At 61.9% G+C, this 21,998-nt stretch carries 19 protein-coding genes; 9 read left to right on the top strand and 10 right to left on the bottom strand.

What is annotated here, in order from left to right; translation table 11 throughout:
• The first annotated feature begins 359 nt into the window (after positions 1–359).
• On the top strand, positions 360–629 hold the full coding sequence (locus C484_RS17350) for a hypothetical protein (RefSeq protein ID WP_006827189.1): 270 nt from the start codon (positions 360–362) through the stop codon (positions 627–629).
• Between the two features lie 226 nt (positions 630–855).
• Positions 856–1,212: a hypothetical protein gene (locus C484_RS17345; protein ID WP_006827188.1), complete on the top strand. Its 357-nt coding sequence runs from the start codon at positions 856–858 to the stop codon at positions 1,210–1,212.
• Positions 1,213–1,314: 102 nt separating this feature from the next.
• On the opposite strand, the gene C484_RS17340 is transcribed toward C484_RS17345, so the two are convergent.
• Positions 1,315–2,568, bottom strand: coding sequence for a M20 family metallopeptidase (locus C484_RS17340; RefSeq protein ID WP_006827187.1), 1,254 nt, complete (start codon positions 2,566–2,568; stop codon positions 1,315–1,317).
• Between the two features lie 133 nt (positions 2,569–2,701).
• Here C484_RS17340 and C484_RS17335 point away from each other — a divergent pair, with 133 nt between their 5' ends.
• Both C484_RS17335 and C484_RS17330 read left to right on the top strand, forming a co-directional pair.
• A complete protein-coding gene (locus tag C484_RS17335; protein ID WP_006827186.1) occupies positions 2,702–4,585 on the top strand; it encodes a PINc/VapC family ATPase in 1,884 nt (627 codons plus the stop codon).
• A gap of 464 nt (positions 4,586–5,049) precedes the next feature.
• Complete coding sequence (locus C484_RS17330) at positions 5,050–6,414, top strand: CitMHS family transporter (RefSeq protein WP_338041838.1); 1,365 nt, start codon at positions 5,050–5,052, stop codon at positions 6,412–6,414.
• Between the two features lie 48 nt (positions 6,415–6,462).
• Here C484_RS17330 and C484_RS17325 read toward each other — a convergent pair whose 3' ends face one another.
• A complete protein-coding gene (locus C484_RS17325) occupies positions 6,463–7,731 on the bottom strand; it encodes a hypothetical protein (protein ID WP_006827184.1) in 1,269 nt (422 codons plus the stop codon).
• 2 nt (positions 7,732–7,733) lie between these two features.
• The gene (locus tag C484_RS17320; RefSeq protein ID WP_006827183.1) at positions 7,734–8,945 is read right to left on the bottom strand and encodes a M48 family metalloprotease; all 1,212 of its coding nucleotides are present in this window, start codon (positions 8,943–8,945) and stop codon (positions 7,734–7,736) included.
• 311 nt (positions 8,946–9,256) lie between these two features.
• On the opposite strand from C484_RS17320, the gene C484_RS17315 reads away from it, so the two are divergent.
• Positions 9,257–10,084 (top strand): NAD+ synthase, encoded by an 828-nt coding sequence (locus C484_RS17315; RefSeq protein ID WP_006827182.1) that lies wholly within the window; start codon positions 9,257–9,259, stop codon positions 10,082–10,084.
• A 101-nt stretch (positions 10,085–10,185) separates the two neighbouring features.
• On the opposite strand, the gene C484_RS17310 is transcribed toward C484_RS17315, so the two are convergent.
• Together C484_RS17310 and C484_RS17305 are read right to left on the bottom strand one after the other, a co-directional pair.
• Positions 10,186–10,599, bottom strand: coding sequence for a hypothetical protein (locus tag C484_RS17310; RefSeq protein ID WP_006827181.1), 414 nt, complete (start codon positions 10,597–10,599; stop codon positions 10,186–10,188).
• A 247-nt stretch (positions 10,600–10,846) separates the two neighbouring features.
• A complete protein-coding gene (locus tag C484_RS17305) occupies positions 10,847–11,140 on the bottom strand; it encodes a MarR family transcriptional regulator (protein ID WP_006827180.1) in 294 nt (97 codons plus the stop codon).
• A 388-nt stretch (positions 11,141–11,528) separates the two neighbouring features.
• Here C484_RS17305 and C484_RS17300 point away from each other — a divergent pair, with 388 nt between their 5' ends.
• From C484_RS17300 to C484_RS17290, 3 genes are all read left to right on the top strand, one after another.
• Positions 11,529–14,153, top strand: a complete 2,625-nt coding sequence (locus tag C484_RS17300) for a DUF7289 family protein (RefSeq protein WP_275040133.1) — start codon at positions 11,529–11,531, stop codon at positions 14,151–14,153.
• 87 nt (positions 14,154–14,240) lie between these two features.
• Positions 14,241–14,564, top strand: coding sequence for an EMC6-like membrane protein (locus C484_RS17295; protein WP_006827178.1), 324 nt, complete (start codon positions 14,241–14,243; stop codon positions 14,562–14,564).
• A 2-nt stretch (positions 14,565–14,566) separates the two neighbouring features.
• Positions 14,567–16,381: a ribosome biogenesis/translation initiation ATPase RLI gene (locus C484_RS17290; RefSeq protein WP_006827177.1), complete on the top strand. Its 1,815-nt coding sequence runs from the start codon at positions 14,567–14,569 to the stop codon at positions 16,379–16,381.
• Between the two features lie 136 nt (positions 16,382–16,517).
• Here C484_RS17290 and C484_RS17285 read toward each other — a convergent pair whose 3' ends face one another.
• The 3 genes from C484_RS17285 to C484_RS17275 all read right to left on the bottom strand — a co-directional run bounded on the left by C484_RS17285 (position 16,518) and on the right by C484_RS17275 (position 19,263).
• On the bottom strand, positions 16,518–17,480 hold the full coding sequence (locus tag C484_RS17285; protein WP_006827176.1) for a phosphotransferase family protein: 963 nt from the start codon (positions 17,478–17,480) through the stop codon (positions 16,518–16,520).
• Between the two features lie 151 nt (positions 17,481–17,631).
• Positions 17,632–18,462 carry a hypothetical protein gene (locus C484_RS17280; RefSeq protein WP_006827175.1) on the bottom strand — a complete coding sequence of 277 codons (831 nt, stop codon included), beginning with the start codon at positions 18,460–18,462 and terminating at the stop codon, positions 17,632–17,634.
• A gap of 147 nt (positions 18,463–18,609) precedes the next feature.
• On the bottom strand, positions 18,610–19,263 hold the full coding sequence (locus tag C484_RS17275; RefSeq protein ID WP_006827174.1) for a class I SAM-dependent methyltransferase: 654 nt from the start codon (positions 19,261–19,263) through the stop codon (positions 18,610–18,612).
• 277 nt (positions 19,264–19,540) lie between these two features.
• Here C484_RS17275 and C484_RS17270 point away from each other — a divergent pair, with 277 nt between their 5' ends.
• On the top strand, positions 19,541–19,969 hold the full coding sequence (locus tag C484_RS17270; protein WP_006827173.1) for a hypothetical protein: 429 nt from the start codon (positions 19,541–19,543) through the stop codon (positions 19,967–19,969).
• A 107-nt stretch (positions 19,970–20,076) separates the two neighbouring features.
• Here C484_RS17270 and C484_RS17265 read toward each other — a convergent pair whose 3' ends face one another.
• Both C484_RS17265 and C484_RS17260 read right to left on the bottom strand, forming a co-directional pair.
• Positions 20,077–20,934: an ABC transporter permease gene (locus C484_RS17265; protein ID WP_006827172.1), complete on the bottom strand. Its 858-nt coding sequence runs from the start codon at positions 20,932–20,934 to the stop codon at positions 20,077–20,079.
• Positions 20,931–21,875: an ABC transporter ATP-binding protein gene (locus C484_RS17260; protein WP_006827171.1), complete on the bottom strand. Its 945-nt coding sequence runs from the start codon at positions 21,873–21,875 to the stop codon at positions 20,931–20,933. Before C484_RS17260 ends, C484_RS17265 begins: the two co-directional genes overlap by 4 nt.
• Between the last annotated feature and the right edge of the window lie 123 nt (positions 21,876–21,998).

Raw genomic sequence — 21,998 nt, 5'->3', positions numbered from 1 at the left:
CAACTCCTCCGATTTACTGACCATCCCCGACGCCGTCTAGTGATTCAACACAGCCCACTAGTGAGAAACCTAGTAGCCACTGGGAATTCCACCACTTAGCAGTAGATATAAGTCACCCTACAACAACGTAGTGAACGGAAGCCAAGAAAACCCGTTGTAGGGAGTGGGCGTTTATTGAAATGCCCCGGGTGCTGGAACCACCCGAGACTTGGCTTCCCAACCCGTGAAGGGATTGGTCGCCATGCTTGCGTACATTCTACCGGGACATAAACATCCCGCACGACCGACGTATCGCCAGCCAAGGGTCTCGCCACGCTCGCTTACCCACTCACTAGCGCAGCCGACGGCCGGAGGCGACGATGGGCGATGATCTCGCGGACCCGCCCGACGAACCGACCACCGCCTCGCTACCGGACTGCCCGCTCTGCGGTCAGCCGGTCACGACGGTGACGATCCACGGCCCCGCGACGGGCGTCGCAGCCCCCTGTGGCTGTCGCGCACCGCCCGAAGTCCTGCTCGTCGCTCCCGACGCTGCCCGGGACGCCCGGGGCGGGAACACGAACGCGAACCCGAACACGGAACCCAACGCCGACACCGAACGCGACCCCACCGACTCGGACGACGGGTAACGCCGCGACGGAGTTCCATCGCCGACCGAGTTCAGGAATCGCTCGTCGGCGAGGGCGGTATTCGGAAACGCTGCATCGAACTATCGACTCCGATGAGTGTAATCGCAGCCGAGAACTCGCGCGCCGATCAACTGCCCTACCGACGGACGAGCACCCTCGACGGCGGTGAAATCAGGTGGAAATTGCAAGCCCGGGACTATTCGCCCTTGCTGACCGTTCTACGAGTATGGTTCTGGCATCAGCTATCGTCTTCGTCGTGAGCCTGCTGATCGGCGCGCTGGGAATCTACGTCGGCGCGCGGGTCATTGTCGGCGCACAGAGCTTCGATCACGCCATCGTCACCGCGCTGTTCGGCGCGATCGTCTGGGCGGTCGTCGGCTTTTTCGTCGGGTGGATCCCGCTCGTCGGGCCATTGCTCGCACTGCTCGCGTACATCGCGGTGATCAACTTCCGGTATCCCGCCGACTGGACCGCCGCGGCGATGATCGGCCTCGTCGCGTGGGTCACCGTCCTGATCGTGCTGTACGTCCTCGCCGCAGTGGGGATTACCGGCTTCGAGGCGGTCGGCGTCCCCGGCGTCTGAGACGGTCCGCAACGAGTTCCCGGCGCAGCCCCAAACCACCCTGCAAATGCCCGGAGCTGACGCCCACCAAGCGGTCCGAACCGACGCGCCGAACTCGGGCCGTCACCGCGGCCACTGTGCTGCGATCTGGCGGTAGGTCTCGTAACACCGCTCGAGGACCGCGATCGACACGCTCTCGTCGTCCGTGTGCGCCTCGCCGGGTTCGGCGGGCCCGTAGATGACACACTCCGACCCGGCCTCGGAGAGCCACCCCGCGTCGGTCGCGTGGGGCTTCGCCACGAGTTCAGGAGCGCCGGATTGGGCGGCGGCGGCCGACCGCACGGCGTCGGCGAAGGCCGCGTCGTCACACCGCATCGGCGGGAGGTCCTGCTCGATGGTCCACTCGACGCCTGGGAGATCCGCGATGTCCGCGAGCGGCGCGCGTTCGCCCGGCACCGTCCGCTCGTCGATGGTGAACTCGCAGCGGTCGGGAACGACGTTCATCGCCGTGCCGCCCTCGATTTCGGTGACGGCGACGGTTCCCTCGAGCGTCTCGCCCGCGACGGAGACGGTCGGCGGCGCGAGGCCGCGAATCGTCTCGATGGCGTCGGTCGCCCGGTAGATCGCGTTTTCGCCGGCCTCGACCTCGCTCGCGTGGGCCGCGCTGCCGTGGGCGGTGATCGTACTGCCGCGTCGGCCCTTGTGCGCGACGGCAACGTCCGTCACGTCCGACCCGGAGTAGTTCGTCGACCCTTCGCCGACGACGGCGAACTCGGGTGCGAACCCCTCGTCGATGGCGTGGCGCGCGCCGGTGCCGCCGACTTCCTCGCCGACGAAGCTCGCGAAGACGAGTTCACCGCCGCCGGGGTCGGCGTCGCCGGTCTCCGTCCCGGCCTCGGAGGTGCGGCGCATCTCGTTGTCGCGGAAGGCGAGCATGGCGGCCGCGAGCGCGCCCTTCATGTCTGCCGCGCCGCGACCGTAGAGTCGGCCGTTGCGTTCCTCGACGACGTACGCGCCGTCGTCGTCGGTCTGGGACTCGGCGGGTGCGACGACGTCGTGGTGCCCGACGAGCGCGAGCGTCTCGGCGCTTTGGTCGCCGGTTTCTCCGTCGAGGGTCGCCGCGTTCCCGGTCGTCGAGCCGGATGCGGTCGCAGTCTCGCTCTCGCTTTCGTCTTCGTCCTCGCCCTCACTCTCGCCTTCAGTCCCGTCCGTTCCGGTCCGAGCGAAGACGTTTCCGACCGAATCACGGCGAACGTCGGCATCCGTCTCGCGGCGGAGCCACGACTCGATGAACTCGCCCGCCTCGGTCTCGTCCTCGTGGCTCGGGATCGAGACGAGTTCGCGAGTGAGCGTGACGATACTCTCGGTTGGTGGCATGGGATGGGATACGGCGGCGAGCGTGTTGATTGCACCGGCTGTAACACCGGCCGAAACCGTCGCCCGATCTAGCCTGCACACGGATGCCATCGCGAGGACACCCTTTATTGCCGTCGGGAAACCAACGTCCCGTATGAACGTCGTGCCGGATACGAGCGTGGTCATCGACGGCCGCGTTTCGGCGACGATTGACGATGGGCAGTTCGAGGGAGCGACGATCTCGGTACCGGAAGCGGTCGTCGCGGAACTCGAGGCGCAGGCAAACGACGGCATCGAGACCGGCTGGGACGGCCTGGAGGAGCTCCAGCGCCTGGCCGACCTCGCGGACGATGGCGTCATCGAACTCGAGTACGTCGGCGAGCGGCCGAACGCCATCGAGCGCGGCCACGCCTCCGAGGGCGAGATCGACGCGCTCATTCGCGACCTAGCCGAGGACCTCGGCGCGACCTTCCTGACGAGCGACATCGTGCAGGCCGAAGTCGCCGAGGCGAAGGGGCTCGATGTCCAACACGTCGCCCCGGAAACCCGCGAGGTCGACGTGGGCACGCTCACTGTCGAGAACTACTTCGACGAGTCGACGATGAGCGTCCACCTGAAGACGAACACGGTTCCGATGGCAAAGCGGGGCGAACTCGGCGAGATGCGCTACGAGGAGATCGCCGACGAACCGCTCGACGAGGCCACGATGGACGAGTACGCCCGCGAGGTCGTCGACGGTGCGAAAGAGTCCCCCGAGGGCTTCATCGAACTCTCGGAACCGGGCATGAAGATCGTCCAGTTTCGGGACTACCGGATCGCCATCGGCCGCCCGCCGTTTGCGGACGGCATCGAGATCACCGCCGTCCGGCCAATCGCCCAGACGGACATCGAGGACTACGAGAACGCCGAAGAGCTCAAAGATCGCCTGCTGGAGCGCCAGCGCGGCGTCCTCATCTCCGGTGCCCCCGGAGCCGGGAAGTCGACCTTCGCCCAGGCCGTCGCCCGGTTCATCTCGAACCACGACTACGCCGTCAAGACGATGGAAAAGCCCCGCGACCTCCAGGTCGGTCCCGAAATCACCCAGTACACTGAACTCGGCGGGCAGATGGCCAAAACCGCGGACGCCCTGTTGATGGTCCGACCCGACTACACCATCTACGACGAGGTCCGCAAGACCGACGACTTCGAGGTCTTCGCGGACATGCGCCTGGCCGGCGTCGGCATGATCGGCGTCGTCCACGCGACCCGGCCGATCGACGCCCTCCAGCGCCTCGTCGGCCGCGTCGAACTCGGAATGATCCCCCAGGTCGTCGACACCGTCGTCTACATCGAGGCCGGCGAGGTCGAGACCGTCTACGACGTGCGCACGGAGGTCAAGGTCCCCGCCGGACTCACCGAAGAGGACCTGGCACGCCCCGTGATTCAGGTTACGAACTTCGAGACCGGCGACCCCGAGTACGAAATCTACACCTTCAACCGCCAGGTCGTCACCGTCCCGCTCAAAGACGAGGAGGGCGGTCCCGGCAGCGAGTCCGGCGTCGACCGCATCGCAAAGCAGGAGATCGAACGCGAGATCCGCTCGGTCGCCCGCGGCTACGTCGATGTCCTCCTCAAGGGCCAGGACAGAGCCGTCGTCTACGTCGAGGAAGACGACATCTCGACGGTCATCGGCAAGGGCGGCGGCCGGATCACGGACATCGAAAACCGACTCGGGATCGACATCGACGTTCGAACCCACGACGAGAACCCGAACTACGGGGGCGGGGCCGGTGCCAGTGCAAACGGCAGCGGTGGCAGCGGCAGTGGCAGCCAAGCCGCAGGCCAGATGGTCACCCCCGAAATCACCTCCCGACACATCGTTATCCCCGTCGACGGCAACCACGGCGAAACCGTCGAAGTCCAGGCCGGCGGCGACTACCTCTTCACCGCGACGGTGAGCCGCGGCGGCGAAATCCAGGTCTCGCGCGGCAGCGCCATCGCGGACGAACTCGAGCAAGCGATCGATCGGAAAGACCCGGTCACGATCGTTCCCTCGTAGCATCTCGTACCGCGAGCGAGTAAATACGAGTGAGCGGCTCTTTTTTAGCGTAGATTTTTTGGAGGAGCGGTGAGCGAGTGAAACGAGCGAACCCGACGAGAAAAAAGGTACGCGTGTGAGATCCAGGTCTCGCGCGGCAGCGCCATCGCGGACGAACTCGAGCAAGCGATCGATCGAAAAGACCCGGTCACGATCGTTCCCTCGTAGCGTCTCGTACCGCGAGCGAGTAAATACGAGCGAGCGGCTCTTTCGTAACTGAACCCGTCCGAAGAGACGCACCTGTGTCTTCGAGTTCGGATGGCGGGCACCCGTAAGTACGGCGACCGACACGGTCACTCTTCCGACGACGTAATCGAGCAAAACTCACCGCAGTGCGGTCGGAGCGCGGTCGAGTACCGGGTACGATACCACCTGTCGCTGGCAGCAAAATGTGACGTAGACGGATATCGTATACCTTGGGATATATGTGTGGATTTTTATGCTGTTATTGGCTGGCGATATACATGGCAGTATCTGGCTTGATGCTCGGAGTTATCGGTTACAGTGCTATATTCCTCATTCTTTTTCTTGTCATACGAAAGCAGCTCTACGTAATCCCGACACTAATTATCGTTCCAACGGCTGCCGCCTTGCTCGCTGGGTTCTCGCCGGACGAACTCGCGACGTTCGCCGAGGAAGGGTTGCAAGGGATCGTCGCCATTACGGCGATGTTCGCGTTCGCCGTCTGGTACTTTAGTATCATGCGAGATAGCGGGCTCTTCGACCCGTTCATTTCTCGCATCGTCAGCACGATCATCGACAAACCGGCGTTGCTCACGATCGGAACCGTCGGCCTCGCGATGGTTACCCACCTGGACGGGGCCGGCGCAACGACGATGCTGATCACGATTCCGGCGATGCTCCCGCTGTACGATGCGCTCGATATCGATCGGAAAATCCTCGCCGCACTCGTCGCGCTGACTGCCGGGACGATGAACATGGTCCCGTGGGGCGGGCAGGTCGTTCGCGGCGTCGCGGCGATCGATCCGGCGACGATCTCGAACGTGTTCAACCCGATGATCCCCGCACAGATCGCAGGCATGCTCTCCGTCTTCGGTATCAGCGCCTACTACGGCCGGCGGATTCGGGAGAATCTGGACGCAGTAACCGCGTTCGACGGCGTCGACGAAGAGTCGCTGATCGACGACGCAGTGGACGGCCGTGAGGTCTCGGTCGATTGGAAGTGGTGGTTCAATTTCGCCCTCACGATCGCCGTCCTCGGTGTTCTTATCGCAGGAATCACGTCACCGGAAGTCTCGTTCATGATCGGCGTCGTTATCGCACTGCTCGTGAACGTGCCAGAGTACGAGAAGCAAAAGGAGGTGCTCGAATCCTACGCCCCCGACGTGATGACCTACGTCGGCATCCTCTTCGCCGCCGGCGTCCTCATCGGCGTCCTCGAAGAGAGCGGGATGATCACGGAAATGGCCAATATACTGGTCTATCTCATTCCGGACGTACTCGGCTCGCAACTGCCGCTCATCGTCGCGGTCGTCTCGCTGCCCGCACGGTTGCTGTTCAGCCCGGATGCCTTCTACTTCGGCGTGCTTCCCGTCTTCGCCGAAACGAGCGCCGCGTACGGACACGACCCCGTCGCGGTCGTCCGCGCCTCGCTCGTCGGCCAAACCGTCGGCTTCCCCGTCTCACCGTTCACGGGAGCCACATACCTCCTCATCGGACTGGCCGGCGTTGAACTCGGAGAGCACATCAAGTTCACGCTGCCGCTGATGGTGATCCCGTCGTCGATCATCCTCGTGGTCGCGCTACTGTTGGGAGCGATTCCGCTGTAGAACGGCTCACGGCTAACATATTACGGGTAACGGCTCACGACTGGCGGCTCACGAGAAGAGCGTATATCGCCGCCCCGGTTTCTTGTGCAGACCGTACATGCGCCCGTCGGAGATCGCGACGAGGCGGTCACCGACGAGTTCAAGTACAGCACCACACCCGACTGTTTCGAGCGGCGGGACACCCCACCAGGGCTCGCCGTCGACGGTGACGGCGGTGAGACCGCAAGAATCGAGTTCGGGGCCGGTCCCCCAGCCGTAGATGCCGTCGGCGTCGGCGACCGGCGCGTCCCGAAATGAGTAGCCCTCGCGTCGCCACTCGCGAGTTCCGGACGCGACGTCGATGGCCTCGATCACGTCGGTCCCAACGTGATAGACGCGGTCGGCGGCGGGGACGGCGATCGGCGTTCCGTCGGCGGGATCGCCCGCGAGTTCGATCGCGACCCGTTGCTCGCCGGTCGGCGCGACGGTCCGCAGTTCGGGAGCCCGGCTCTCGGCAGGCTCCGTGAGTCCGAGCACGGCCGTCGATCCGACGGCGGTGAGCCAGCCGACTTGCATCGGCGGGGAGACCGTCGCCCGAATGTCGCCATCGGGCCCGAGCCCGAACAGTCTCGGGGTGTGGCCGCCGCCGCGGTCGCCGGAACTGAGCGCCCAGAGGCCGTCCGCCGCGACGACGACGGTATCAAGTTCGCGCCCGTCGAACGTCTCGTGCGTGAACTCGAATCGGATGTCGCCGCTGTCGATATCGAAGCCGACGAGTCCGTCCCAGTGAACCCCGACGAGCAGCGACGAATCGACGCCGGGAGCGGCCGTGTGTAACGCGAGCGCTGGCCCGTCCCATGCCGTTTCCCAGCGCGTTGCGAGGGCGGTTGCTTCGGATCGGGCGGCGGCGTCCGCGTCGCCGCTGTCGTCGACCTCGTTTCGTTCGAGCGCGACGACGCGGCCGTCTTCGAGGTGGAGATACGCGCGGCCGGCTGTGAATGCCGGCTCGCCGGTGTAACGGGCATCGGCGCTCCCGCTCCAGCGGACCTCGCCGCTCGAATCGCGAACCGTGAGAAACGCATCGTCGAGGTCGACGTAGCCGTCAATGGTGAAGGTCCGACCGCTTCGGTTTCGAACGCGGGCGACGAACTCGCCGTCTGCAAACCAGCGCTCGTCGTCGGTCGACGAACCGCCCGCCGCCGCGAACGAGTCGCCGGAACCGACCGACCGTTCCCAGTCGAGTTCGCCGCCGCCGGGCTGGTAGCCACAGCCGGCGACCGCGGTCGCCAGTCCGGCGGCGGTCGTCGCAAGTAGTCGTCTGCGGGTGACCGGCGGCATGGTTATCGGTCCTCCTCGCGCTCGGAATCGGTTGGGCGGGGGTTGGTTGCGGATGCGCTTTCAGACCCAGACCCAGACCCAATCTCAGTTTCAGTCTCGATCCCCGTTTCGGGGCCGGCCCCGTCGCGCTCACGGGCGAACTCGCGCAGGCGCTCGATTCGCTTCGCAGTCGGCGGGTGCGTCTCCGGGAAGATATCCGTGCTGAGGAGTTCTTTGGAACCGAACGCGCGATCCTCGAGCGGAGCGAGATACAGCGCCTCTGCGCCCCCGTCGAGTTTTCGAAGGTCGTCGTCCGGCTGGGTCGGCATCTCCGAATCGAGCGTTTCGAGGGCGCTCACGAGTGCAGCCGGCGAGCCGGTGATCGCCGCGGCAGCGCGGTCGGCGACGTACTCCCGTTCGCGAGAGAGAACGCGGTAGAAGAGCACGCTCGCGAGCCAGAACATCGCTGAGACGGTCAGCGTCAGGACTGCACAGACGGTGATGACGACGAGTACAACGAGGAGGCCGCGACCGTCGCTGTTGCCGCTCGATCGGTTCGAGTGAGTGCCGGAGCCGAGCACGCGATAGAAGCCGTAGAGGACGTAGAACGCGGCGACGGCGAGGTAGTACGTGATCGTCGGCAACAACCACGCGATGGTCATCAGGTTGGCGTCTCTGTTCGACAGGTGGGCGAGTTCGTGGGCCAGCACCGCCTCGCGTTCGTCATCGGTCAGGAGTTCGAGCAGCCCGGTCGTGACGACGATGTGGGCGTGGTGACCGCGCGTATCGTCGCGGTTGTCGCTTCGGCCATCGCTACCGCCACCGCTGCCGGCGACGGCGAACGCGTTCGGCACACTGCTGTCGATAACCGCGAGACCCGGTTTCGCGACGTCGACCTGGGAGGCCAGCCGGGTCACTGTGGCGTGGAGATCCGGATACGAGTCGCGATCGACGGCGCGTGCATCGACCGAGTTCAGAACGACCCGCGGTCCGAGACGATACTGCACGGCGAGGCCGCCGAGGACGACGATTGTCAGGAGAACGGGGGAGATGTAGAACTCGCCGTGATACGGCCGCTCGTTCGCCCATTCGAGTAGCGAGATCCCGACGGTGTTTGCGAGAAAGAGGAAGGTGTAGACGAACGCGAACGGAAGACAGACCACGAGCCCGAGGGCGATGAGCATTCGGAGGCGAAACCCGCGCTGAATAGCCGGAGTCGCCGTCGGCGTCGACATTTGATCAGCGTGTGTAGTGATTGAGTATAATTGTGTTCATTTCACTATGATAACGCGGAGAGTGACAAATTTCCCGTCCGCAGAGTGGCCCGGTTTCGAAATCGTGACGGCAGTTCGACAGTGCCGGACGGCGAGGGTCGCCGGCGAGTAACTGACACACAGGGAAGGACTACTAGCTGTTTAAGGGGTAGCCATATATATGAGACGAATGTTTGAATATACTATCAAAGCAATGGTGATGATGCACTATGTGTGCTGAAAGTAGCACAAACGCCACTACAGTGTCGGAGGAACCGCCCGAATCGTTCATTATGGACCGAGGCCGGCTCGAAACGGTTCGGTCGCGGATCGTTCAGTCGATTCAAACGCTCGTCGACGATGCAAGCGCCGACGGCGTCGTCGTCGCCATGAGCGGCGGCATCGACTCGACCGTCACGGCTGCCCTGGCCGTCGAGGCGCTGGGTGCTGACAACGTCCTCGGGCTTGCTCTCCCCTGTCACAAAGCCGAACGTGCAGACGCCCGCGACGCCCGGACCATCGCCGACGGGCTCGGCATGGAGTTCACCGAGATTCAGCTCCGGCCGCTTCTCGACGCGTTCAAAGAAACCGTCACGAGCGAACTCGAATCCCGGATCGACGACGGTGACCGCCCGCACGAGCGAAATTGTGAACTCGGAAACGTGATCGCACGCCTCCGGATGTGCTGTGCCTACTACGCGGCGAACCGCGAACACCGGCTCGTGCTCGGGACCGCGAATCGCTCGGAACTCCTCCTCGGCTACTTCACCAAATACGGCGACGGCGCAGCCGACGCCTACCCGATCGGCGACCTCTACAAAACTGAAGTCCGCGCACTCGCAGAACGGATCGGAATCCCACGACGGATCATCAGCAAGCCCCCGACCGCGGGCTTCTGGGCCGACCAGACTGACGCCGGTGAACTCGGTGCCCCCTACGAGAAGATCGATCCCCTGTTGCGACGACTCGTCGACGACGACCGCTCGGTCACCGACGCCGCAGCCGAACTCGACCTCGACCGAGAAACTGCGCGAGCGATCGCGTGGCTCTCCGCAGAAACCGAGCACAAACGAACCCTGCCACCGACGCCGGGACTCGACCAACTCCGAACCCCGCTGTAACACCGGTGTGCAGCCGATCCGAATTGCCGGTATGCAGCCGCTCTGAATCGGGTCGACAACCCGTCTTCTGCACTCGACGGTGTTCGCCGGTCGCCGGCTGCTCACTGGTCAGTTTCGGATCGATACAGGGTTGGGTTCCGCCACCAGAACAGCCCCCACGCGAGCATGAACCCGGTAATCATCGCCAGGATATCCTGCAGAAACTGCTGGAAACCGAAGTCGGCGACGGCGACGATCGCAATCGCTGACCCGATCGCTGCACCGGAGAGGAGAAAGACGACATCACCGACGATATGTGCCCGTGACTGCTCCCAGTACTGCTGGCGCTCCTCGTCGTACCAGACACCGACGTAGATCAATACCGGTGCCATCGCCGTGATGACGGTAATAACCTGATACTCGTCGGGAAATCCAGCCTGACCGAGCACAAGAAGATTGAACAGATTTGCGGTCATCGCCGCCACGAACAGTCCGACCAGCAACCACCCCCAGCGCGGTAGGGTTTCCTTGTCCATAGCGCGAGTCATCACTCAGTCGAAATAATCCTGCCGTTCTCCCCGATCCAGCAACCGAACGCCCGATCGAATAGCCAGCGATGAACTCGCGGAAACAGTATTAGTGCAGTACCCCGTCTTCGGGAAGTGATTCGAGACGCTTTCGGGCGAGTGGTCCGAGACGCCTTCGCGTTTCGTCGGGACGAAACCCGTCTATTCTTGTCCGCTCCCGATGAACTCGGTCGTCTCAGCCCGTCGACATCGCGCGTTACTCCGCACAGCAGGCGTCTTTCTTCGGTGACTCTTCGACGCCATTGCCATCGGCAGCGACGGGTTCTGTTAGCCGGTAGAGGCTTTGGCGAGCATCTGCGAAATAGATGTCCTCATCAACGGTTCCGATCTCCTCGAGTCGCTCCAGCGCATATCGGACCGTCCGAGCCGAGAGCATCGACTCCTCGACGATTTGCTTCTGGGTGAGCGGCCCGTCGTACTCGAGAACCTTGAAAACGAGTTTGGCGCTCGGAGGCAAGTCTTCGATTTCCTCCAGATCGGTATCTACCATATTACGAATCGAAAGCTCCCAGCAGTATAAAAGTTGAGCCTCTCCCGAGTGGACTCTCTTTTAAAATACACTATAATACCCAACTCAAAATGCGCTGAAAGGCGTTCTATACCCCAGTATCATTATTTGACCGGCTGGTCAGCAACGGCGCCGGGTTCGAACTCTCTCGTAAACTGAAACGGGTTACGCACCGATCGTACGACGACTGTGCCACCGGGTGGCGCTGTCGTTCAGTGACCACTATAGCAGCGACCGTTCTCCACTCAACAGCTCCTCGTTTTCGAACCGAAAACCGCGTCATCGATCGGTCGTGAGAGTGGTCGCTTCTTAACTATTCCCTGCGTATATACACTACATTTTAAGTATAAGTAATAAATAGAGTCAGCCAATGAAAGGTGTGGCAGCTCATTCAGCAAACGGGGACCGCGGGGTCACACCGGTACTCGGTGTGATCTTGCTTTTCGCGATGGTGTTTATCGGGGCGGGTCTTGTGTTGATGGTCGGCTCAGGCGCACTCGATGCAATATCGGCAGAAACCCACGCCGAGAAAACTCAACAGGAACTCAAGCAGTTCGATAGCGATCTGTCGTCGCTCGGATGGCAAAACGATACCAAAGAAACGGTCTATCTGGGCGGTGATAGCGAACTGGTTATGGACGGCAAATTGACGGTCAATATCTCCGATGGATACGCGAGTAATAACGAGACCATCGATCTCAAGACGATCGTCTCGACCGACGAAGCCGGAAACGAGTTCGCCTATCAGGCGGGCGGCGTCTGGCGCATCGACAATAATCGTGCCCAGGCGGTTGCAGATCCGAATATCAGATATTACACCGAGATGGCCGACGGCGAACAGGTCGGTCGACTCGACCTCTCACCGACAACAGTCGAGGGAGCCGTCGGCTCCGGTGAACACACTGTCGAATCGGGTACCACACAGGAGTTCGATCTTCGCGGCGATGAACTCGAGTACGTGAACTACGTCACGGTCGAAGTATCGGATAGCGCGTACCACAACGGTTGGTACGACTTTCTGAAAGACGAGTTCAACGCGACTGACGAGGCGAACGTTCCCGGACACGACTGCAAGCCGGCGACGCAGGTCACGACGAATATTATCTGCCACGAGGAAGATGAGCAAACGGTTACGGTCGTTGCCGGCGTCGACGGCGAGACGCCGCTTGCGAATCTCGTCGATATCGAGCCGACAGTTTACGGCGGGCTGTACGTTTCAGGGTCGGACAAGACGGTCGATTCGCCGCTGACGGTGACCGCATACGACGATCATCAGTCAACCCAAAACGTCACGAACGATCTTCTCCTCGCGGATTACGAGAACTACGATCTCCAGAACCACGCGAATATCGATGGAATTCCGGTCGTCAACGGTGAACTCGGTTCGAAAGGCAATCCGACGATCTCACAGATCGGCTACGGCGTGTCCGTGGATCCCGGTCCACAGGGACGGCCGTTCGAAGAGGACAACGCCTACTGGCTCGATGCGCACGAACAGGCGCTTGCCACTGAACTTTCATCTTCCTATACGAGCATCGACTCGATCAACGACGAGATAGACACGCTACTTGAAGACTATCTGCGTAGCGACTCCACAGCCGGCGGAAGCGTTACCGCAGGAATCTACGAGGGTCTCGAAAACGACGGTACCAGTATCAGCACGCTCGATTCGAGTGATGGCAACATCCACGTTGGTGTCGAGGACGATCTTGAACTCTCGGGCGTCGACATCTACGGCGATAATCAAACGAGTTTCTACGTCGACGGAAACGTCGATGTCTCCAACGTCGAGATCCACGACGACGACCGGGCGTCGTCGCTGTGGATTTACGCGACGAACGACTCGACGGTCACGGTTGACGGCGACTTCCAGGGCGTCATCTACGCGCCGGGTGCGAACGTACAGATTGATGGCGGAACGACCATCGACGGGGCGGTCGTCGCCGGCAACGATATCGGCATCGAGGATAACGTCAACATCAACTTCGACCGGTCGCTGCGGACGGACACGCCGTTTTCGGACGGCGACGAGGACCTCCTCTTCGAGTACGGCGAATCCAGACCGCCGATCGACGCGACATTTATCCTCGACAGTTCCGGGTCGATGGGGCCGCACAACCCCTCTGGGAACACGTATTCCCCGGTAGACAGCGTTCGCGTGAGCGATGACAATTGGGAACCGCTTCCTGGGTCGCTCGACGAACCGTTCCGAAATACGGACCAGTTAACCGTTGAGGTCAGAAACACGACCAGCGGCGAAACGAAACAATTGGAGAATCTCGACTACGCGAACCCAGGTAATTGGAATGAGGTCCGCGTTCTCGGGGAACGATGTTCTTGGTGGGGAGGGTGCACCGATGAAGCGACGCTTGGGATGTATAACCACGTAGGGAACGACGCGTACAGAGAACGAGTCAACGCAACGACGAATTTCATCGACCTGATGAACGAATCGGAAGGCGACCGGGCCGGCGTTTACGAGTTCGATACTGACGGGAACACCCTTCACCATCTGGACGGCGACCTCGACGCAGCCAGGGAGAACGTCGTCGGAAACGCCTACGGGGGGACGAATATGGGTGCCGGTCTCGAGAAGGCACTCGACGACTATGACGACAGAGGAGAGGACGGTCAAGAGCGGATTGCGATCCTCCTCAGTGACGGGAAAAACAGTGGCGACGGTGATTCGGTCATGGACACCCAAGTTGATCGAGCGAAAAATGACAATGTGACGTTGTACACGGTTGGACTCCACGGCGACGAAGGTGATTCGATTCCCGAAGGGAAGCTTACCGACTGGGCGGAAACAACCGGCGGCGAGTACTATAGCGCCGAGGACCCAAGTGAACTCTACGACCTCTTCGAGAAGATCGCAAAGGAAGAGATCGAGATCGATTCGGAGGTCCAGGTCGAAATCTCGGTCACCCACGAGCGGACGACGACGAGCGGCTACGCGGTCAACGTCGCCGAGCAGACGGTCGAAATAGACTCGTAACCGCACGGACGGATCGTCGCTGAGTGCGTGATTCTATGAGGCAGTGAACCCGAACCCCTTTTCACCACCGACGACAGAGTCACACCCATGTCGACCGAATCGATTAGCGACCGACGGGAGCATATTCGCTCCATCAGCGTCACCGCGCTGGCCGCGCTGCTCGGCGTCGGTGCCGCACTCGCCTCCGTGGCGCTTACCGGAGACCTCCCGGTAGACACCGCCGCCGGCGATACGCGAGCGCTGTTTCTCGTCCTCGGTGCGATCGTCGCCCAGTTCGTTCTCTTCAACTTCACGAACATCTACGACGACGACGAGTTCGGGATGAAACACCACCTGTTCATCACGTTCATGACCTTCGCAATGTGGTTCGTGACGTGGGGCATCCTGCTTACCGCGGAGTCGACGGCATAACCATGGCCGACGATAGCATCGCCGTCGTAGACCTAGATCGGTGTCAACCCGACCGCTGTAGCTACGAGTGCAAGAACTACTGCCCCCCGAATCGAACGGGCAAAGAGTGCATTACGCTCCGCGGCGAGGAAACCGCGGAGGGACAGCCCGAACAGGTCCGCATCTCCGAGGAGATCTGTCTCGGCGAGAGCTGTGGGATCTGCGTCGAGAAGTGTCCCTTCGACGCCATCGAGATCATCAACCTGCCCCAGGAACTGGAGGACGAACCCGCCCACCGCTACGGCGAGAACGCCTTCTCGCTGTACGGCCTGCCCGCACCGCAGGAAGGCCAGGTCACCGGTATCCTCGGGCCCAACGGCATCGGGAAAACGACCGCCGTTCGTATCCTCGCCGGCGAACTCGAACCCAATCTCGGGCGCTACGAGGAGTCGCCGGACTGGGACGACGTCTTGGAGGCGTATCGCGGCACCGAACTCCAGGACTACATCGCGGACATCCGCGATGGCGAGATCACCGTCGCCCGAAAACCCCAATACGTCGACCAGATTCCGAACCAGTTCGACGGCAACACCCGCCAACTACTGGAGCAGACAGACGAACGAGATGCCCTCGACAACCTCGTCGAACGCCTGTCGATCGGTCCCGTCATGGACCAGGCGATCGAGGACCTCTCCGGCGGTGAACTGCAACGCGTTGCTCTCGCAGCAACGCTCGCTCGGGACACGGACTTCTATTTCCTGGACGAGATCACTCCCTACCTCGACATCGGCCAGCGCGTCACCGCGGCACGACTGATTCGTGAACTCGCCGAGGAGGAAGGAAAATCGATGCTCGTCGTCGAGCACGACCTCGCGATCCTCGACTTGCTTGCGGACACGCTCCACGTCGCCTACGGTGAGCCCGGTGCCTACGGTGTCATCACCCCGCCGAAATCAGTCCGTAATGGGATCAACGAGTACCTCGCGGGCTATCTCGACAACGAGAACATGCGAATTCGCCAGAACCCGATCGAGTTCGAAGAGCACGCGCCGCGAACGGCGACCCACGGGGACGTGCTCGTGGACTATCCCGACCTCACCAAGAGCTACGGTGACGGCGAGTTCAGTCTCGAAGTCGAGGGTGGCGAGATTCACCGGAACGAAGTGCTCGGTATCGTCGGTCCGAACGGGATCGGGAAGTCGACGTTCGCGAAGTTGCTAACGGGGAATCTCGAGCCTGATACCGGCGACGCCGACCTGAACCTGGACATCTCCTATAAGCCCCAGTACGTGACGATCGACCAGCCGATGCGAGTTGATGCCTTCCTCTCGTCGATCACGGATCAGTTCGGCTCATCCTACTGGAACACGGAAATCGCCCAGCCGCTCCAGTTAGAGCGGATCATGGAGCAGAATCTCTCGGATCTGTCGGGCGGTGAGCGCCAGCGGGTGGCCATCGCAGCCTGCCTGTCCGAGTCTGCAGACCTCTACTTGCTCGACGAGCCCTCGGCGCACTTGGACGTCGAACAACGCGTGCAGGCGACGAGTGCGATCCGACGCTACGCCGAACAGCAGGACTCGACCGTGATGGTCATCGACCACGACACCTACATGATCGACCTGCTGGCGGATCGACTGATGGTCTTCGACGGCGAACCCGCAGCGCACGGCCACGCCGGCCAGCCCCAGTCGATGCGCAACGGCATGAACGAGTTCCTCGCGAATCTCGAGGTTACGTTCCGGCGGGACGAGCGGACCTCACGGCCGCGGATCAACAAGCCGGACTCGCAGTTAGACCGCGAGCAAAAGCGCGAGGGCGAGTACTACTACGCGCCCTGATCGGCTGCGGGTGCGGACCTGATCGGCTGCGGAGAATCGACGATAGGCAGGGGATGAGAGAGGAGACAGCGAGAAAACGAGATGACGACCCCGAAACGGGCGTCGATAGCTGAGGAGTATTTTCGAGGGCGTTCGGTCAGCGGTCGTCGAAATGCGGTCCACAGTCGAACTCGTTGTGAAGCATCTCCAGCGTCTCGAACGCGAGTTCCCGAAACTGATCGCCGCGGCTCGCACGCAGTGTTGGGTCGTCGTGCTGTTGGAGATGGAGCGATTCGATGAACGCGACGATCAGAAACGCACGATAGACCGGTTTTCGGTGCTCGAATCCATCCGGCAACGAGCGGACGGATTCGTATCCGTGCCGGAACGATCGTCGAACGCTGTCAGCGATGTCGTCGCGGGGTTCGAAGTACGGTATTACTGTTCGCCAGTAATCGTACTCGCCGGGCGCGACAAATGCGTGTTCGAAATCGATCGCCACAGGTCCGTCACTGGTTCGAGCAAGGTGTTCAGGATGGATATCGCCGTGACAGAGGACCGGCTCCCCGGCGCCGTCGAAAGCATTGTCATGCGTTTCGAAGAACTGATCGACGGCGTCGACAACGGTCCCATATCCGATCGGTTCGAGAAACGACCGGTGGAAGGAAAGACGTGCACGGACGGCCTCGAGCCAGTCAGCGTGTGCCTCGAGTTCGATGCCGGAGTCGCCGTCACGGGGCCGGCCGAACCCGTCGAACGCACCCGCCGTCTCGGCGTGCAACGTGCCGATCCACCGGCCCGCAGCGGCCGCCCACTCGGGATCGATCGTATCGATCGTGGCGGGTGAGCGTTCGAGTTCATCGCACCAGGCAGTCACGTAGTGGTCGGAGCCGACGGCGAGCACCGCGGGAACGGAAACCCCCGTCTGCGTTGCGACGAACTCGTGAACGCGGCCCTCGGCGGCGGCGTGGCCGCGCGGGGGGGCGTCGACTTTCACCGCCGCTTGACGGCCGTCCAGACGAACCTCGTAAACGCGGTAGGGCGGCACGTCGTGGAGTCGGCGACCGACTACTACGTCGTCGGCGTACGATTCGAGCGTCGAAACGAGTTGCTGTGTCATTAGTTCGGGCCCGCTAACGGGGGGTTTCCGACCGGAGACAGCGCTACAGCGCCGCCGCTCCGGTCGACAGAAGATAACTAGGAGTCAGGGTACCGTGATAAAAGCGTATCGGACACGAGTTCACCGCGACACAGCACCGTTGCCGACGCTGTTACTCCGTGCTACTCGTTCGGAAAAGGACAACGAGACCGGTCAGGACAACCATCAATCCGAGTATCAGGGAGGCAAGAACTGAACTCGAGACGACGAGTTCACCCGTGGCACCGACGACGGCACCGGCGGCGGCGGTGATGGTCCCCGCGAGGATCAGCCCTGTTCCGACGAGGTCAGCGGTCGTATCCGTTGACTCGGTAGGCGACGCGTCCGGGCGGTCGAGCGGGTCCACGAGTTGCCACTCGGGTTCGGTGGTCGTCTCGATTCGGTAGCGGCCACCCGAAAGCGACGAGAGGATGGCGTCGCTTGCGGCCTGCAGTGAAGTCGCCCACCAGTCGGGTTCGGTTCCGGTTTCGTTGGGTGGTGTTTCGGGTCGCACATCCGTTCGGACCAGGTAGACGGGTTCGCCGATGATGTGGTCGATCGAGGCCGCGTCGTAGCCGATGTCCGCGACGAGTCGCGCGAGGAGGAATTCCTCGGACCACGGGATCGGTTTCTCGAGCGTGAACGAACGCGTCTCGCCGTGGGGCAGTGAAACGGTAAGTGCGACCGTGGTGGCGTCGATTGCGGTCACGTCGGTAATCCGTCCCTCGACGTATCCCTCGGGGGTCGTCATCACGTCGATACGGCCGAGTTCGTCCGCGAGATCGGTTTCGGTGGTGGGTTCTTCGGGAGCAACACGCTCACCGTCGAACTGCCGTGCGTCGTGGTCGTCCGCACGGCGATCCGTCTCGTCGCGTGCGACCTCGATTTCGACCTCGCCGTTCCCATCGTCCGGGTTTGGGGCGGCGTTCGAACGCGAGTTCGGGGTCGGGTCCTCGTCTGTCACAGTTCACCTCGGAACCAGGGCCGCCGTCGGCTGGTAGCTGTCGACGGACGGCAACCGGCGGGAGTCACCCTGGTTGTCTCGGCCTACGGGTGCTGACAAGGTAAGTCGTTTCCCACTCCGTCCACTGCCCCATCTGGACACTCACGGTCACGGTGCAGGACTCGCGCGGATTACGGCGAACAACCCATCACCGTGGCCCTCACGCAACGGTGTCGCCTCGGGATCGATCGTCGCTGGATCCTCGAAGACAGTCTGTGCTCGGTCTTCGATCACGAACCCTGCCCGTTCGAGTTCACGGCAGGCCGCGTCGCCAGTCAAGAACTCGGCGTCGGCGTAGAAGGGGCTCTCGTCTTTGTGTTCCTGGTACACCTGGCCGACTGCACTCGAACGGTCGAGGACGGCAACTGCGAGCGTGCCATCGTCTGCGAGGACGCGACGGGCCTCCGAAAGCGTCGTTTCGAGGTCGTCAACGAAGCAGAGGACGGTAACGAACAGCGTGAGATCGAGTGTCCCCGCAGCGAACGGCAGCGATTCAGCGATGCCGCGGACGGGATCGACCCCACGTTCCCGTGTTCGCTCAAGCGCGTTTCGAGCGGGATCGAGTCCGAGAGAAAGCCCGAGCGGGGCCGCGAAACGACCGGTACCGACGCCGATTTCGAGGGCGCGGTCGTGGCGGCTATCGAACGTCTCCGGGAATATTCGTTCAAGCGCCGCCTGTTCGGCGCAGTAGGCCACATCGTGTGTCTCGAACCAGTCGTCGTATTCCTCGGAAAGCGTCTCGAAGGGCTGAACGGTAACCATACGTAACCAATGTCAGCCAATAAATGAAAAGGTATGGGGGAGATAGACGGCTTAGGCCGCCGAGCAAAATGAATGTCCACAGGCGCGAATATCTTCTAATAAGCAATACTCATAACTATTCACCACCACTTATGTTCGTACAGTCTCCGCCACGTCCGCGAGCACGTCAGCGACTTCGTTCAGCCTCTCGGAACTGAAGGCGGAAGGGGTCGTCCTCGAATCCCGGGACGTTTCAGTCCCGAACGGCGTCCGGAACGGACAGCGCTTACTACGCAGGTTGACGGCGGATGGACTGCTCGAAGAGGCGTCGCTGGACGTGTTTCCGAATCAGCAGTTCGACGAAAACGGACAGATCCATCGGACGTACACCGATGGAAACAAGCAGGTCGCATTTACGACGTCCACCTCCCGTGGGCGGCTACAGGTTAGCTTCGGCGAGGAGGCGATCCCGTCGACCGCTCTCTTCCCGAAAGACGGTGACGCTGTCGTGCTATACACAGCACCCGATAGAGAGGGATATCGGCGTTTTGAATCCGATCTGACCGTCTCCGAAAGCGACGATGAGGCATCAGCCGACAGTTGTTCCGGCGACAACTGCGACGGCTGTGCCTGCGAGCCGGACTGGTGTTTCGTTGGGCGGAACAAGAAAAAGTGTAACACCTGCGACGACGGGGAGTGCATCATCACGGACAGTTGCGGCTGCTGATCGGATACCGTTCAGTTCCTTTTTATTGGCTAGTCCAAGCGTCGGTTTCGGGTGCGTTGCTGGCCATAGCGATGGAACGAGACAAATAGACACCGGAGAGCTGTCCGTTACTCGAGATCGACTCGATCAAAGAACAAAACGCCGAGAGCGATGGGCATGATCGCCCAACAGAGCAGGACGGCAAGCCCGAATAAATTCGGCCCGTGAGCAGCGGTCGTCTGTCCACCCGTGAGCGCGATTTCGAGGAGGTCACGAATGTAGTAGCGGGCAGCGTCGAAAGCCTTGAGCGGGCTGAGACGGGCAACGTACAGAAACCACGTTGGCTCGTCGGCGTACGTGAGCCGTCCCGTCAGATTGATCGACTGTGTCGTCTCCGTGACGAGTTCAACAAACCGGACACAGGCGGGAAGGACGATCTGTTCCCAGAGCGGTCCGAACAGCGCGTAGAGACTGACGACGACTGCGACCGCGCGCGTTTTCGACGAGACGATACTCGACACGCCGACCGCCATCCCGATCCACGCAAGTCCGTAGAGGACGAGCAGTATCACGGCGCTGAGCAACGGAACGAGCGGGATTTCGTCGACACGGACGAAGACGAGCACTGCAAGGACACCGAGCGAGGCGACAAGCGCGGTTACCAGCACGCTCACGCGACTCAGATACTTGCCGATGATCAGTTCCCGACGCGTGCTCGGGAGTCCAAGGAGAAAGCGAATGCGACCGGATTCGCGTTCGCCGATGACGGCCTCGTAACCGAGAACGATCGCGACGAGCGGAACCCAGAGACCGAACGAGTCGATAGCGGTCAACAGCGGTGTGTCTACCTGCTCAACTAATTCGGTACTGAGACTGAGCCAGGAGATGGCGACGAGGGTAGTCATGAGCCCCGTCGTGCCCCAGAGTGTCCGGGAGTGGATCACATCGGCGATGTCGGTTCGAGCGATCGCAGTGACCGAGTTCATCGGCGCTCACCGTCGGACGAGGAGTCGGTATAGGCTGCGAACAGTTCCTCCAGAGAGGAGTCCTCGACACCGATGTCCGTGACCGTTGCACCGGCGTCCTCGACGCGACCGATAGCGGCAGATTTGACGCCGGAGTCGGTACAAGTGATAGAAATCGTTCCATCGCGACCGGTACTGGCGGCATCGACATCGACGGCGTCGACGCGATCCAGTTCGGCGAGGCGCTGGGAAACCGATTCGGGAACCGTATCGACGGAAAGGATGAGCGTCGAGTTCGGATCGAGAGTTTCTCGGAGGCCGTCAACGGTGTCGACGGTCAGGAGGGTGCCGTCGTTCATAATGGCGACGCGGTCGCAGACGGCTTCGACCTGGTCGAGGACGTGACTCGAGAGGAAGACGGTTGTTCCCTGGTCGGCCTCCTCGCGGACGATCTCTCGAAGCGTTCTGATGCCGTTCGGGTCGAGGCCGGAGGAGGGTTCGTCGAGAATAAGCAGATCGGGGTCGTCGACGAGTGCGATACCGAGAGCGAGGCGCTGGCGCATGCCTTTCGAGTAGGTTCCGACGGCGGTGTCTTCGTCACCGGTCAGGCCGACGCGATCGAGGATGGCGATTGGATCGTCATCGCTCTCGTACATGTCGATAGCCAGTTCGACGTGACGGCGACCCGAAAGGCGATCGTAGAAGGCGTATCCTTCCGGAAGCACGCCGGTACGCCGGCGAACGACGCGGGGCTGTTCCTGCGGGTCGACGCCCAGAATGGAGATAGCGCCGGTTGTCGGCCGCACGAAGTCGAGAAGCATATTGATCGTCGTCGACTTGCCCGCGCCGTTCGGGCCGAGAAAGCCGAACACCTCGCCGCTCTCGACAGTAAGATCGACATCTCGAACGGCGTGAGTCTCGTCGAACCGTTTCGAAACTCCGTTCGTTTCGATTGCTGCCATGAGTTGGCTGCAGTAATGTGAATCGAAGTTTTTAATCAAACGGTTTCAATGACAGTAAGAAGACCCATCGTTGCCGGCTGTCGCTCTCGAGTTCGCGAGGTGGGCAACACAACGGTCAGCGAG

It is taken from the genome of Natrialba taiwanensis DSM 12281 (genome assembly GCF_000337595.1).
GTDB classification, from domain to species: domain Archaea; phylum Halobacteriota; class Halobacteria; order Halobacteriales; family Natrialbaceae; genus Natrialba; species Natrialba taiwanensis.
Note: the sequence above shows the minus strand (reverse complement) of the source record. Positions and strands in the feature narration are given on the sequence as shown.